At 39.3% G+C, this 16931-nt stretch carries 5 protein-coding genes; 1 reads left to right on the top strand and 4 read right to left on the bottom strand.

Annotated features, from left to right (window positions below):
* Nucleotides 1-26 precede the first annotated feature (26 nt).
* The 4 genes from CD03_RS36335 to CD03_RS0121590 form a co-directional block, all read right to left on the bottom strand.
* Nucleotides 27-5540, bottom strand: a complete 5514-nt coding sequence (locus CD03_RS36335; RefSeq protein WP_027295423.1) for a family 78 glycoside hydrolase catalytic domain — start codon at nucleotides 5538-5540, stop codon at nucleotides 27-29.
* A 168-nt stretch (nucleotides 5541-5708) separates the two neighbouring features.
* The gene (locus CD03_RS0121610) at nucleotides 5709-12362 is read right to left on the bottom strand and encodes a family 78 glycoside hydrolase catalytic domain (RefSeq protein WP_027295422.1); all 6654 of its coding nucleotides are present in this window, start codon (nucleotides 12360-12362) and stop codon (nucleotides 5709-5711) included.
* A 1630-nt stretch (nucleotides 12363-13992) separates the two neighbouring features.
* Nucleotides 13993-14457 carry a heme-binding protein gene (locus CD03_RS0121595; RefSeq protein WP_027295421.1) on the bottom strand — a complete coding sequence of 155 codons (465 nt, stop codon included), beginning with the start codon at nucleotides 14455-14457 and terminating at the stop codon, nucleotides 13993-13995.
* 94 nt (nucleotides 14458-14551) lie between these two features.
* Nucleotides 14552-15592 carry a DUF4432 family protein gene (locus CD03_RS0121590; protein WP_027295420.1) on the bottom strand — a complete coding sequence of 347 codons (1041 nt, stop codon included), beginning with the start codon at nucleotides 15590-15592 and terminating at the stop codon, nucleotides 14552-14554.
* A gap of 114 nt (nucleotides 15593-15706) precedes the next feature.
* Between CD03_RS0121590 and CD03_RS0121585 the strand changes: the two genes are divergently transcribed.
* The gene (locus CD03_RS0121585) at nucleotides 15707-16879 is read left to right on the top strand and encodes an ROK family protein (RefSeq protein WP_027295419.1); all 1173 of its coding nucleotides are present in this window, start codon (nucleotides 15707-15709) and stop codon (nucleotides 16877-16879) included.
* The last annotated feature ends 52 nt before the right edge of the window (nucleotides 16880-16931 follow it).

Genomic DNA, 16931 nt, shown 5'->3' with positions numbered 1-16931 from the left:
TGTATACTTGTGCCTCGAACAGAACCTTATTCTACTGTGATAATGCAGGAATCTTTCTTTCCTTGCGGTGTGGATACCGTAATGGTTGTACGTCCTTTTTTCAAAGCTGTAACAACTCCTTTTTGGGAAACTTTTGCTGCCTTTTTATTTGAGCTTTCCCATTTTAAAGTATCTGTACTATTCTTTGGCTTTACAGTTGCTTTAACCTGTAATGTTTTTCCTGTCTTTAATGTTTTCTTGTGAAGGTTCATCTTAACCTTCTTTGCCTTCACCTCCTTTACAGTGATTCTGCAGGTTATTTTCTTCTTACCGGATATCTTTGCAGTAATTGTCGCTGTCCCAGCTTTTTTGGCTTTTACAAGCCCGTTCCGGGATACGGTAGCAGCTTTCTTATTGGAACTGGTCCAGACCACTTTGTCTGTTGCATTTGACGGCTTTAAGGAAGACTTAAGCTGATAAGTTTTTCCCTTATAAATGGTTTTGCTTTTTTTGTTCAGGGAAATTTTCTTTGCCTTAACCGTAGTAACTGTGATCTTACAGGATGCCTCTTTTCCACCGTCCGCTGTCCTTACTGTGACTGTTGCTTTACCTGCTTTTTTAGCGGTTACTTTTCCGTTTGTATCTACTGAAATAACGGAATTGTTGGAAGATCTCCAGGAAACCTTCTTATTGGCTGCATTGCCGGGCAGAACTTCTGCTGTTAATCGTTTTGTTCCTTTACCTTTTATTGTGAGACTGTTGTAATTCAGTTTTACTGAGGATACAGCAGTTACCTGGATCTTATTCAGGGTTTTAAAGGTTACATTTGCGCCGCCGGAGACATTTCCTGCCTGATCATATGCATATACGGTAAGCGTATAGGTTGTATTTGGCGCCAGTCCCATAATTTCAGCTTTAGTACCATTTGTTACTGTTGATACTATGTTTTCTTTATTCTTTACCAGATATTTTTCCACACCGGTATTATCTGCCGATGCATTCCAGGTAATCGTAACGGAATTTTCTGTTATACCGGATGCTTTTACATTTCCCGGAATGGAAGGTGCCTGTAGATCCCCTGCCGGTGTAAGTCCTTTAATTGCTGACTGAAGATCTTTTACAGCCTCATCCGCTTCTGTCTGAATAGCATCTTTCTTTTCCAGTACCTGTAATGCTGCATCTAGATTTTGTTTTAAAATTTGAAAACTTTCTGCTGTATATTTGGATTCCTGGGACAAATATTTTTTTGCATCCTGAATGGTATTTTCCAGAGCAGTCTTGTCTGCTCTTTTTATCAGTCCACTTATTGCATTTCCTAATGACTGCGCTGCTGTATCAATCTCATTCTGCGTATTATTCTCATTATTTAATACATTTTCTGCAATTTTCAGTGCTTTGCTGAATATCTTCCAGCTGGAACTTGTGTAATCAGATTCTTTGCCTTCAAATGCCGCTGCCTGCTCCATTGCCTCTTTTAATTTTTGAGTCTGCAGCGAAGCCTGATTGTAAATTCCCATCTCTGCTAACTGAAAATAATGAATTTCACCAGCCGGTGGATTGCCAACTTTGGTTACTTGTATCCTTACTTTTCTGGCTGATACTGCTTCCTCCCATTTCAATACAGCCGGTTTTCCTGCAGGTGCCTGGTAATCAGTATAATCTCCTATGGTTGTATATTGGCTTTCTCCATCTTTACAAACCTGAATGCTGAAATCTTTTGGGAAGGACGGTGTTTTTCCATCTTTTGTGAATACATCGGTTCTTGGGTATAAATGAATTCTGTTAAAATTCATATTCTCCCCAAGATCGATTTCAACCCAGTGGTTTACATCCTCACCATCTGATCCATTTGTAGTGAATCCAAGGTTTCCCGCTACAGAAGCTAACTGTCCGTCATTAATATTCTGAAGTCCCCAGTCTCCATTGGAAATGGAAGTACTTGCCTCTGCTTTCTTTCCAATTGCCAGATTTTCCCTCTCAATATTACTGTTTTGAATGGCTATCTTTGTTTCTCCATTGATCTGTAAGGTAATTTCTGAACTGTCTTCTTCAAAGCCTTCACCATACCATTTTGAGAATTTATAATCCACATCATTTTCTGGTTTAGCACTTAAGGTAACCTCGTCCCCTGTATATACACTTTCAATAACCGGTAATTTCTGTGGTTCACCACCATTGATGCTTACCAGGCTTGCCTTGCTTGTATTTTCATCCACAATGTTTAAAACAACTTGTTGTCTGAGTACGGTTGTGAACTGATACTGCCCTGATCCTGCCTCGAATACTGCTTTGCCATCCTCCATTTTTACAAATGTAAGCCCCTCACTCTGAGCTGCCGGAATTCCATTTTCCAATACCTGATCCTTATTTTCAGCAGGAACATAAATGGTAGCCGTCGTATTTGCAGGAATGGTTACGTTCATACAGAAGCTGTCTTCTTCCCCGTAGCTCCAGCTGCTTTGGATATTTCCGTATACTGATTCAAAGGAACTGTCAATATAACTCAATCCGCCGCCGGGATATGGTTTTAAGTTAAAGTGCTTGTATCCGGGATTTTTCTCATCGTATGAGATACCTGCTACGTAATTGTAGAACCATTCGCCTACAGAGCCTAAAGAGTAGTGGTTAAATGAGTTCATACCTACATCCCCAAATTGTCCGGTCTCGTAATCATAGGAATTCCAGCGCTCCCAGATAGTGGTTGCACCGGCTCTTACACTGTATAGCCAGGATGGATAAGTATCCTGTAATAACAGGCGGTATGCCACATCTGCGTATCCCATCTCGGTCAGCATCGGACAAAGGTAAGCAACGCCCATGAAACCGGTTGATAAATGCCAGTTCTTATTCTTAATATCTTCTACAAGATATGCTGCAGCTTTTTTCCTTGCTGCATCGTCTTTTAATAAATTGAACTTTAGTGCCATAAGGTAACTGGTCTGTGTTCCATTACCTACATGTCCTTCTTCATCAACAAATGCCTTGTTAAATCCTTTTTTAATTTCTTCAAATAAATTGCGGTATATAGCGGCATCTTCTGTTTCTCCAATTGCCTCTGCCATCTTTGAAAACAAATCACAGCTGTACGCATAGTAACCGGTACAGATTAAGTCAATAGGGGTCTCTGCTCCCACCGATAACCAGTCTCCATAATTATTTCCGCAGCCCTCAACCAGATGATCTTTGGTCTCCAGATGCTGATAATACCGAATCCATCCTTTCATTCCTTCGTAGCTCTGCCGGATAATAGAGGTGTCTCCGTAAGTGGTATACATGGTCCACGGAATGATAATAACACCATCTCCCCAGCCGGAAGCTCCGAATGAACCGCTCAGTCCATCTCCGGGTGTAACATAATTAGGTGTCCAGTCAGCAATTGCTCCGTCTGCCCGCTGGTTCGTGGTGACATCCATCATGAATTTTTCAAAGAATGTCTGTACATCCTGATTCATCGCTGCAGTACGTACAAATACCTGTGAATCTCCTGTGTAACCCAGTCGTTCGTCTCTTTGGGGACAATCCGTAGGTACACTTATGAAGTTATCTAACTGCCCCCAGGTAATGTTACTCTGAAGCTGATTTATATCTTCATTTGATGTGGTAAAGCTTCCTGTGGTATCTTGCAGGGAACTGATTGCTACACCTGTAATATCATCCAGAGTAGGTACTCCCGGATATCCGGTCACCTCAATATAACGGAATCCATGGAACGTAAACCGTGGCTGCCATGTTTCTCCATTTGGATCACCCTTTAAGGTGTAATAATCTGTAGCTGCCGCACTTCTTAAATTTGCAGTATACAGACTCCCGTCATTTTGCAGCATCTCACCGAAACGCAGCTTAACTACCGTATCTGCGTCTCCGGTTACATTCATTCTTGCAAATCCGGAAATATTCTGTCCCAGATCAAAAATGTAGGTACCTTCTTCCTGTTCATTTACAGATATGGGCTTTATTTCTTTGATAACCTTTACCCCGGGTCCCATATGTGCCACAATATCTCCGTCATAACCGGACTCTTTGACCGGATTCCAGCTGCCCTGGAAATTAAAGTCCGCTTCTGACCAACCCGGCATCTCCCTGGTTGCGTCATAGGTTTCACCCATCTGGAAATCATCTGATACAATTGGTCCGTCTCCGCTGGCAACCCAGGCAGAATCTGAAGATATCTTTACTTTTTCTCCGTCCGCATACTCGATTTCTAACTGGCAGAGCAGTTTGGAATCTTTTCCATAACGTTCTTTTCCGCCAACAAACAGTTTTCCGGAATACCATCCGTGACCGGTTATGGCTCCAATTACATTGGTACCATCCTTCAGCATATCGGTCACATCAAATGCCTGGTACATGACATAATTCCGGTCATCCTGATTTAATTCATAATTGGTCCAGCCCGGGTTGAAGAAATCATCTCCTACCTTTTGTCCGTTCATTTCCAATTCATAGATTCCAAGTGCACTAGCGTACACAGTCGCCTTCTTAACCTGTTTTTCTACTTCAAAGTCTTTTCTGTACATTGGTGCTGCCGCTTTTGCATCATTTTGCAGTCCCAGCGCATTTGATACAACCAGTTCACCTGAATTAATACTTCCAATACTAAAATTGTTATTGATTCCGCTGTCAAAGTTATCCGAAAATAAAATATTCCCATCTCCGTCTCTCACAATGATATTGTCGTACGCTGCCTGTTCATCACAGTCTCCAGGAGCATATGACTGGCGAAAGCCCAATTTACCATAAGCTGCATAGTCGCTTGTTCTCTGGTCAATCTGGGTGTCATCGATAAACGTTGTAATCCGGTTACCGTCTACTTCAATCTTAATATGATGCTGTTCCTTCTGATCTTGCTCAGGAATAACATCTTCAATTGTAAATTCATCGATACATGCCGCTGCTCCTTTTACCCACTGATGCGGTCTGAAGCTGGTCACTCCTTTAAATTTCTTTTCAAAGGTGTTAATCTGCCACATGAGGAAATTTGAATTATCTTTTCCTGCAAATATTATTCCTGCATCATCATTGATAATTCGAAAATCCATTTCTACCGAATATTTATCCGGTGATGGTGCTGCACCCAGATCCAGCTCAATCCATTTTGCATCCCATGGAGTTCCCATCAGACCCATTTCCCAATAAGCTTCTTCTGTTGAAACCGCCGTGTTTCCTTTGTTGTCCGTAACCTGGACTTTCCAGAAATATCTGGTTCCCGGCTCTAATTCTTTACCCCCGTAGACAATATCCACTGACTGGTCACTCTCTACAACGGTGCTGTCCCAGACATCATAATTCCCGGTATCCAGATTCTCTCTGCTTGTTGCAGCCATAATCTGATATGACGTCTGCATAACACTTCTTTGTGACGATTCTAATTTCCAGCTAAGTCTGGGCGTACTTTTATCAATCCCCAGGGGATTTACTTCTGATTCACATTCTAATCCATATACTGTGAATGCTCCTTCAGCAGCCTCTGCCTCCACGCCGAGACCAGTAAACAACTGCATAACCAAACAAATTACTAATAACCATGCTGATAATTTCTTTTTCATCCTCTTTTTTTCCATACGTCTTCTCTCCTTCTGCTGGCAGCTAATGGCTGTCTGCAAAAATCAAATAACATCTGCATAACATAATATTGTATTTTCAATATAAATATTTGCAATAAATATGCAAAGCACAGTAGCAAAGTAACACAGGATATCTCTATCTCTGTGCACTTTGCTTGTTTTATATTACTTAACTGTAATGAGTACCTCTGCTGTTTTACCATTAAAAGTTTTTGCTATGATTTTCGCCTTCCCTTTTTTAATTGCTTTGATCTTCCCTGAAGAGCTTACAGTAGCCACTTTTTCTTTTTTAGAAATAAAGGTGACATTTCCTGCACTTCCGGCACTGCGGGTAACTTTTAATTTTAATGTTTTTCCTATCTTCAGATTCTTTTTCTTACCAACATTCAGCTTAATAGAAGAAGGTGCTTTCTTAACAGTAATATTACAGGTTGCTTTTTTACCATTTGCAGTTCTAACCGTAATAATTGCTGTTCCCTCTTTTAATGCCTTTACTCTTCCTTTCTTATCAACCGTTGCCACTTTTTTATTACTGCTTGTAAATATGATTTTGCTTGTCACTGCCGTTGATGGCACAAGGGTTGTTTTTAAAGTATAAGTTTCCTTTCTGCCTAATGTCTTTTTGTTAGTATTTAATTTTATTTTTGCAGGATCCGTAGTTACAGTTATCTTACAGCTTGCTGACTTACCATTAGAAGCAATTGCAGTAATTGTTGCTTTACCCGCTTTTTTTGCAGTCACTTTTCCATTTTTATCAACACTTGCAATGGAGGATTTGCTGCTCTTCCAGGTAATAGATTTATCTGCCGCATTAGATGGGGATACCTGTGCAGTCAGTTTTACTGTTTTCTTTATCTTAATACTAACACTGGACTTGTTCAGGGTTACTTTGTCTACATCAACCTTTGCAGGCGGTGGTGTTACTGCCGGGAGAACAGATAAAGCCGTCTCTGTTGTCAGTGATCCCTCCAGATTTTTTGCTGTTACCACAGCAGAAATCTTATATCCTACATCTGCTTTTGTAAGAGCATATGTGTTTCCGTTTTCACCCTTTACCTCCTGGTTTCCCCTTTTCCATGTAATACTTAAATCACCTGGTTTTTTATTCTTGATACCGGTAGTATCTAAGGTTAATTTTTCACCCTCTTTTGTATTTCCTTTTATTGTAATTGTACCCTGGATCTTTTCTTTATCCGTAGATACTTCCAAAACTTCACTTACACTTCCTGCATAATGTGTATCCGTAGCTGCAATTCTCTGATAAAACTTATAAGAGGTTCCCGGTTCTAATTCCTTAAACTCAGCCACATGGCTGAATGCAGCCTCTTCATTTTCTTTTTGAACTGCATATTCATAACCTTCTACGGTTTCCAGCGTAACACTGGTGGTTGTTTTAGATGCAAGTACCGGGCTAATTGCCGGTATTTCGGATACAGTTACTGCGAATTCTCCTGATTTTTCCATTTCACCTATAGTAATTGTTACGATAATTTTAGTACTTCCTGCATTTCTTGCAGAAACTTTTCCATTCTCATCAACAATCGCAATATTGGAATCCTCTGATCGATACACTATGCCGGCACCTGCCAGATTCATTTTATTTCCATCAGATCCAATTGCTGCAACACCTGTAATCTGTGTATCTTCATCCCAGAACAGTTCCGGATTTTCAATCTGTGCTTCTACAGATTCCAGTGCCGGTGAAATGGTAAAGCTTCCTGTCCACTGACCTGCGTATGCGGGATCCTCCGGTGTAACAGTTACCGTATAATTTCCTTCTTTTACGGGAGCACTTCCGTCTTCTGTATTGTAGGTAATAATGAATTCTCCGGTATATGCTTCTAACGTTTCTTTAATAACTGCACTTGGATTATCAAGTCCTGCATAAGGACTGCCGGTATAGATCACATTCCGGGCATTACTTGTAATTTCAAGCGGTATTTTTTCAGTCAGACTGACGCATACATTAACTGTTGTATCTTCGTAATTCTTCATCGTTACGGTAACCGGTATTACTGCAGTCTGCCCTGCCTCACCATTTGTGTTTACCGTAAAACTGAGATTACCCTTTTCGTCAATCGAAATTTTCGAATCAAGGATTCCAAATTCATCCGTAACATTTCCTACAGCAAACTTAACAAATGGCTGATATTTTTCCATAAGGTCTGCAATAGAAACCTGTCCTTCTCCGCCTGCTGCATACACAAAGTATTCTTCCTTGTCTTCTACAGCCGGAGCTGCCGCTTTTACGACTTCCGTTACATACGTATAAACTAACTTCTTACCATTATCTTCAACAGAAACTTTTGCTCCGTCAGCTGCTGTTCCGGCAAGCGTGTCTGAAAATGCATAAGTATTTGGAGCCTGGAAGGTTAATTTTACGTTATATTTTCCGGTTTCCGGATTTTTCTGAACATCAGCTGCTGTTTCATCCTGCATTTCAACTGACCACTTACCAGAGATATCCGTCTTTCCATTTATAGTTGCCTTAATATCTGCCATATCCACCAGCGGTTCTCCATAAGCTACAGCGGACTTTGGTGCTTCATAATCGGCTAATACAATCTCTTCTATTGTATTTTCACTGTGATATACTTCAAATTCACTAAGCTGTAAATAATAAAAATTATGATCATTTGCCTTAGGATTTAAATTCTTAGCAAATAATTTTACGTATTTTGCATTTGCTGAAGCAAAGGTAAAGCTGATCGGTTCATAGCTTGGTACCGGATAATTCTCTTTTGTAACTACCGTTGTCCAATCACTTCCATTTTCAGATACCTGAATTTCAAAGTTTTTTGGAAAACCATATCCGGAATTTTTGACTGCAGGATTTTTAACTGCAGGATAAATGGATACTGCATTAATATCCTGAACTTTTCCCAGGTCTATGCTAACCCATTCTTCATGGTCTTCGTTCTTAACATCGCCTGTATTACTGGAATATCCGGTGTACTCACCATCCTTATTCATATTTTTTCTGTCACCGTCATTTATAAGCTTGCTTCCCCATCCCCAGTAACCATCTTCATGTGAAGTGGAAAATGCTACATTACCATTTAATGCTAAGTTCTGGAATAGATGGCTGTTCATTTCTGTTTCTGCATTTGAAAGTTTTAGAACCAGCTGGTCCATCTCTTCATTTGTTAACTCAACATTAGTACATCCTGCTTTTGCTGCATCATATGCTTCCTGATAAGCATCTGCATATTTAATAGGTGCCGCCACCGGATTTACTTTTTCATCAGCATTTTTTACTGCTTCTTTTAAAGCTACCCTGCTTTGGTTTACATGAAGCTTTAACTCAGCTGCAGCATCCGTAAGCTTTTTGACCATAGCGTCTATTTCTTCTTGCGCTGCATCTGTATTTGCATCTAATTCTGACGCTTCATCCAAGACTGCCTTAAATACTGTCCATGCATCCATTTCATAATCCAGCTGCTTTAAGCTGCCGGCATCTAAGATTGCCTTTTTCAGCTTTATTTTTTCAACACTTGTTAATTTTACATTTGTTTCAAATTTGTAATTTCCTGATCCTGCTTCGATATGTACTTTTCCGTTTTCATTGCTTACTGCATGAATTCCATCCAGTGATTCACTTAAAGGCTGCCCGTTGCATGTGATCTGGTCCTTATTGTTAGTTGGGAGGATAATCTCTGCTGTTGTACCAACCGGAACCTGAATATCAAATACTCCCTGACCTTCATTTAATGTCCAGTCACTCTGCAGCTGTCCGCGAACTGTATTGACACCTGCTTTTGCGTAAGTCAGTGTTTCGTTTAATGAGGGCTCGATGGTAACTGTCTTATATCCGTCCTGCATATCCTTGATTCCGCCAATCCCTTTGTAAAACCATTCATCGTAGGTACCAAGGAAATAGTGTCCAAGAGAACGGGATGTTGTCTCCCACATTTCCCAGAGAGAAGTTCCTCTGTCAGCCATGAATCCCCAGCTTGGATAAGATTTCTGCTGAGCCACTTTATAAGCAACATCTGCATATCCATTATCTGTAAGTACCGGAAGAATAAATTTGGATCCCACACATCCTGTATCAAGGTGATAGTTTTTATCCTTAATATCATTTACCAGATTTGTTAAAACACCGTCTTTATATTCTTCCGGAACCAGCCCATATGCCAACGGCACTAACTGGGAGGTCTGGCGGTAACGGCTTCTGTTTGCCTGCTGTGACCAGGTTAATGTTCTGTAAATCTGGTTTTCTGCATCGTAGAATTTTTCATTAAATGCCGTATACATTTTTTCCATTGCTGCTCTGTATTCTGCTGCATCATCTGTTTTTCCCATTCGATCGGCGAGCTGAGCCATAACATCTAATAAATGATAAGCAAATGCAGTACCGCAGATACCGGAACCCTCACTGGGACTTTCGGAATACTGTAAATCCTGGTCAGCATCGCCCTGTCCCATAGGTGATACCCAGTCAGCTAACTGTCCGTCTGACCATGTCCATCCATTTTTTCTGCTCTCTTCCATATCCTTCAGCGCCAGTTTCCGCATTGCATCATACTGTTCATACAGATAACTTTCATTGCCGTAGGTATCAATCATCTGATCCACACCAAATACGAAGATTGAGTTCCATACTACTGTGTTATCATTTCCCCAGCCCTGTGTAGGTACCATGTTGGGTACATTATTAAACTCATTCTGACAATCTTCCATTGTTTCCACGAACTGTTTTAACATGTTCACAAAGCCAAAATTATAAGTCATGGTCTCAAGTGCAACGTTAGCGTCTCCAAGCCATCCGTTCTTTTCCCATACGGGAGTATCGGTTGGTTTACCCTGCATATTGTTCTTCATGGTTGTAATCATCATTTGATGCATCTTGTTAAACAGTTCATCAGAAGATTCAAAGGATCCGGTATCTTCCATGTCATTGCTTACCCGGTAACAGATTACATCATCTGCGGTGAGTTCCGACGGATATCCGTCAATCTGTACATACTGATAACCTTTATAACTAAACTTCGGCTCAAACGTTTCTACATCTTTTCCACCTTTACAGATATAATTATCCTGCTGGTTATAAGCACGCGGCCACCATCCTGAGTTCACACCATCTTTACCGCCAAGCTTTTGTACCTGACCATCATCATTTAATTTTTCTCCATAGGTAATGGTAACTTTATCTCCTGCATTAGCTCCTTTAATATCTAATTTAATCCATCCGGCCAGCATTTCCGGAATAGTTAATACATAAGAACCATTTTCCAGCTTTGTAATTTCAGACGGCTGCATTTCTTTGGTACGTCTGACCGGTTCCATGATCTGAGCTTTTAACTTTCCTTCAGGTGCATCCATTAACTGCACTGCACCCCAGTTTGTATCATCATAATCATTCAGGTCAAAACCATTCAGTTCTTTTCTGGCATCATAGGTTTCACCATAATAAATACTATTGGTAGTGATTGGACCTTCCTTCGTTGCTTTCCAGGAATCATCCGTTACCACAGATTCTTTTTCCCCGTTTTCATATTCAATTTCCAGCTCCATTCGCAGCTTGGGGGCATCTCTCCAACTGGCATCCTGCCAGTTCCATACCGAACAGGTCTCATTATAAAAACTGTTTCCAAGCTCTACGCCAATTGCATTCTTTCCTTCTTTTACTAATTCTGTTACATCAAATACCCGGTAAAGAGAAGTCTGGTTATACTGGGTATTTGCAGGATTCAATAAGGTATCGTCCGGTAATTGTCCATTTATTTTCAGTTCAAAAAATCCAAGTCCGGAAACATATGCTTTTGCATCTTTTATAGCACCTTTTTCCGTTTTAAACTCTTTACGAAGAACCGTTGCAGCAAATGCATTTTCTGCGTTAGGAGCAACACCACTGTTCCATGGGCTATTTCCGTAAGGTTCCGACTGATCCGGATTTGTCCACCCGGTATCGTTATAATTCTGATCACTCCAGCCTTCTTCTTTTGTTTTACTTAGTTTCCAGGAATTATCTGTAACATAGGTGTCTTTTGTCCCATCATTATACAGAACCTCTATCTTAGCCAGTAATCCGGCATATCCTCTGGAGGTATTATGTGCGGATGCGGCTATTACATTTTCTCCCTCTGCAGAAATCAAATTAGTAATATCGTATAATTTACCATTTTTCCAGGAATCTTCACCGCCGTTCTCTCCTGCTTTTTGTCCATTTACAAAAAGTTCATATTCATCATCAGCCGTGATTCCAATATTGACATTACTAATTGTTTTTGTCTTATCTATTTTAAAACCTTTTCGGAAATACTGAACCCCTTCCGGTGCTCCGCTAAAATCACTTCCATCTCTTCTCCAGATCCAATTGGCACCCTGGAAGTTCATATCTGTATTTTTAATACCTATCCATTCACCATTCCACTCATCTGTTGACATGATTCCGGTTTCAAAACTGGATACTTCGCTCCACCCGTTATCATTACCTTCCTCATCCCAGACCTGAACAGCCCAGTAATAAGGTGTACGGGATAGAAGCGGATTCCCCTGATAGGTAATATTATAGTTGTTTTGATTTTCATTTTTTCCTGAATCCCACACATCACCTTCGTGCCTCTCTGCACCTTCTCTGGTTGAGGATACAACAATACGATATGCGGATTGTCCTTTATCATACCCATCAGATGCTAAGATCCAGCTAAATACAGGCTGCGAATCATCAATACCTAATGGTTCACTTAAATAATTTACCTTTAAGCTGCCAATCTGCAAATCCCCCTGGGAAGCTGCTGCGGTAATCGGTGTGATTGATGTTACAGTCACTGCTGTAGCCAATAAACATGACAATAATCTTCTTCTTAGTTTCACGACTTCTACCTCCACTATTCAGTTTTATTAGGAAGTGAAACACTTTATGGGAAATAAAGGATGACAGAAATAAGCATGTACGAATGTACACATTATGAAAAACTTATTACTGTTTATTTAGAAAATGAGATCATATCTTTGCGGGGAATATGATGGTCTGAAGACTTTTTTTCGTTAACATAACGATTTTTAAGTCCTTCATTCATTTTCACTCATCATTTTTTTCACTTCCTAATTTCATGAACAAATTCATTTTTAAATTTTTCACAAATTGTTCACATTTAGAATAACAATGGATGTACAAATTTACTAGAGTAAAATATTTCGCTTTGAGGTAATATTTTTCTGTCCCTGCAAAAAAAGTAACTTTTTTTGCTGTTTGGGTAAGATTTCGTGTCAGAAAAGAAGGGTTTTTTACTTTTTTGGGACTTATAAAAGTAAATTTAATTTACATGATATATTTATTTGGTTCAAATCAAGTATTGCCGACACTAATTAACTATATGTTTGGCGCAAATGCTATGACTATAACAGCCAGATCACATACTATCTTTAATTTCCTTATTTACACTTTTTTTGAATTTGTAATTCAATGCATTTTTAATTTAATTGTTTTATACTTCACTTAGGCAGTCGTTCTGCAAGGGTGATTCCCACTTCCGATAGGAGGTGGTATAATGAGTACTTACGAAGAATTTATGATTATCATAAATGTAGCTTCTTTAATCGTTGCTATCCTTATTTACTCTAAACATAAAGATACAAAAAAATAATCACCCCTGCCATCCAAAGTAGTGGGTGATTATTTTTAATTAACCATAGTGGAAGTCACGCTTGTGAAAGCGACTGCCTTTGTATCTTTATCTTACACTCCATTTTCATTTTTGTCAACTTGTAATTTGCATTTATTTATAATCAATTTCAATTCATTTCTTATAAACAATTAATCTGCCTACGACAGTCAGATCACATACTATCTTTAATTTACTTATTTACACTTTTTTTGAATTTGTAATTCAATGCATTTTTAATTTAATTGTTTTATACTTTACTTAGGCAGTCGTTCTGCAAGGGTGATTCCCACTTCCGATAGGAGGTGGTATAATGAGTACTTACGAAGAATTTATGATTATCATAAATGTAGCTTCTTTAATCGTTGCTATCCTTATTTACTCTAAACATAAAGATACAAAAAAATAATCACCCCTGCCCTCCAAAGTAGTGGGTGATTATTTTTAATTAACCATAGTGGAAGTCACGCTTGTGAAAGCGACTGCCTTTGTATCTTTATCTTACACTCCATTTTAGTTTTTGTCAACTTTTACTTTGCATTTATTTGAAATTAATTCATTTCTTATAAACAATTGATCTGCCTACGACAGTCAGATCACATACTATCTTTCATTTACTTATTTACGCTTTTTTTGAATTTGTAATATCCTTATTTACTCTAAACATAAAGATACAAAAAAATAATCACCCCTGCCGCCAAAGTAGTGGGTGATTATTTTTAATTAACCATAGTGGAAGTCACGCTTGTGAAGGCGACTGCCTTTGTATCTTTATCTTATACTCCATTTTCATTTTTGTCAACTTTTACTTTGCATTTAATTGCATTTATAAAAAAAATCTAATTATCCAAGAATCTGCTTATCCCCTCTATTAAAATTGCATGATCTTCTAAATGAGGAAGCCCGGAAACGCAAATTGATCCTATTACGCTTCCTCCTTTTAAGCGTATTGGAAACCCTCCTCCGCAGGCAGCATAATCTTCTGGCTCTAAAAACCAGTCTTTAATCATATCTTCCTGGTTTTCTTCCAGCTGGGCATATGCTCTCAGAGTGCTCATCTCCATTACTTCCACCATATTACTTTTTCTTTTCAGCCACATTTCATGAAACTTTCCGGTTCCATCCGGTAGGTATTTAAAAACGCTTACCTGATTTATCTTTACTTCAATTGCTACTGTTTCTTTCTTTTCCTGGCTGACCTTTAGCAGCTCCATTCCCAAATTAAAAGCATTTTTATGAGAAAAAGATGTAAACTGATACAGTTTTTCCTCATCCATGCATCTTTCCATTAACGATTGTTCCATCCTTAATCCTCCTTAATAGCACAAACTGGCTTGCGCTATTTCTTAATCAGCAGTGTGAAAGTGGTTTTCTTCCAAACTGAAACCGCTCTTTCTTCTACGCTTCATCCGGTAATGTTACAAAAACCTGAAACCTCGTCTTTTTATTTGCAGAAGGTCCTATAGAGGGTGCTGTTTTCTGCCTTATTGCTTCACTTAGACCTCCGGGCAGGGAATTCCACATCTCTAATGCCAATGTATATGCATTTCCGTAGAATGGATAATCAAATCCTCCTCCATACATCTGCCATACCCATAAATGTGGAAATACATCCTTTTCCCATCTCATTCCAAATCCGATCTGCAGCCTGTTGTTTTTAACAATAAATTCCGCTTCTTCTAAATTTGACAAGGAAAACTCCCTGTATGTTTTACTTTCCTTTTTCTCTACTTTGCTTAAATCACAAGGATTACCTGACTGGTCCGTCACTACAGGCCAGATACCTTCCTGACCTGCTTCCAGGCAGCTTACCGAACCCAGGTCTGCCTGTACCCCCTTTACAGCCGGAGTACCTTTTACTATAATCTCACAGGTCTCATCCAGAAAATTACCTCCTATTGCAGGATGGTGCCCCCACTGGTATTGCATTGTCTGCACACCGCTGTTTATAATTTCTTCCTCCACATAAAGAACTGAATCATTTTCCAGAAGTGTCAGTGTCTTTTTCAGAATAAACGGAAAACGAAGGGTCGCTACCGATAACTCTACTGTAATCTTTTTCTCTGAATCCTCCAACACATCCATGTTCCAGGGGAGCAGAGCAACCTCTCCATGCATTCCCATTTCAGCCCCATTTACCCCTTCTCCACAGCTTATTCCCGGAAATAACTCCTGCCATCCGCCTTCATAATAATCCATAAAATTTCCTTTGCCGGACGCGATCCCAGGCACGATATCGCTGTCCATATGAGTTCCCCAACTGAACATAAACTCAATATCCTTTGGTTTATATAAAAATTCATAGATATCTGCCCCTTTATCCAACGCTATACCTATTTTTATCAGGTTATTTTCTAATGACATATGGCGATACCCATTGATTGTAAATTCTTTTATTCTGCATCCATAGTTTCTGCGATTAAAATAATCTCTTCCCATATTCCAATCCCTCCTCTTAAATACTGATTTGCTTTTTTTGTGGTTTACACACTTTGAAAAATAGGTTACAATATATATAATAAAATATTTTTATAAATTAAAGGATAAAACGTTATGAAAAAATCAGGATTAAACCTTATCGGCGTAAAAGAATATAACCGTGCTTTAATATTACAATTGATTGCCACTGGAAATGGTACCACACGAAACAGTCTTGCACAGCGCTCAAAGCTTACTTCCATGACGCTGACCAATATTACCTCTGAACTATTACAGCAGAATATTATTGTTGAATCAGAAGCTTCCTCTGACTCCAAAAATCTGGGAAGAACACCAAAAATCCTTACCATTTCTCCTACTTCTCCTGTTGTAGCTGGAATCTGGATTTCAAAAGACTTTCTCTTTGGAATCTTAAGTGATTTAAGTCTGAAGCTGGTAGCAGCAAAACAGGAAGACTTTGAGGAAAATGAAACTTCCGAATCCATATTGGAAAAGGCATATCGTCTGGCTGAATACCTCCTTCACCTGACAGAACGTCCGGTACTTGGTATCGGTATTTCCACGATCGGTGTTGTAGATACCATCCACGGTGTAATCAAAAATGTAACTAACTTTTTTAATATTAAAGAAATGGACATTAAAAGTTATATGTCCCCCAGATTTGATATTCCCGTGTATGTAAAAAATGATATGCAGGCAGCCGCTCTTTGCGAAATGTACTATGGCATTGGACAGCAAAAAGAAAACTTCCTGTATATTGGTATTACAAATGGAATAGCTTCCGCCATTGTTTCAAATAAGCAGCTGTTAAATAACCTTACCGGCTCCTGCGGAGAACTTGGACATACCACCATTGATTTTAAAGGTCCCAAATGCAATTGCGGCAACCGCGGATGCCTGGAACTGTATGCCAGTGCTCCTGTTATCATTCACAGAATCAATGAAGCCTGCGGCACCAGGCTGACCACCTTTAAAGAAACCATGGAATACTGCACTACTTCAGTGAAAGCATACTCCATTCTGCAAAACATATCTGATCAGCTTGCCTATGCTCTTAATAACCTGATTAATATAATTGATATTAGTACAGTGGTATTTGGTCACTCCGCCGTATATTTTCCGGATGAAATACTGGCTTCTATAGCCTATACCCTGAACCAGATCAGTATTTTTCGCAATAACCGCACTATAACTCTGCATAAGACAAAATTTGAGGAAAATAGTCCTCTTTACGGATCTGTCTGTGTTATATTAGACCAGTTATTTACCGGAAACCTGACGATATAATATGATCTGTCTGGTAGTCCATAAAGTTTGGAAAATAGACAAGAATTTATCG

Origin of the sequence: Robinsoniella sp. KNHs210, from assembly GCF_000686105.1 — a bacterium.
In the GTDB taxonomy this organism is placed as follows: domain Bacteria; phylum Bacillota; class Clostridia; order Lachnospirales; family Lachnospiraceae; genus Robinsoniella; species Robinsoniella peoriensis.
The sequence above is the reverse complement of the archived record's forward strand: the minus strand, read 5'-3'. Positions and strand labels throughout refer to the sequence as shown.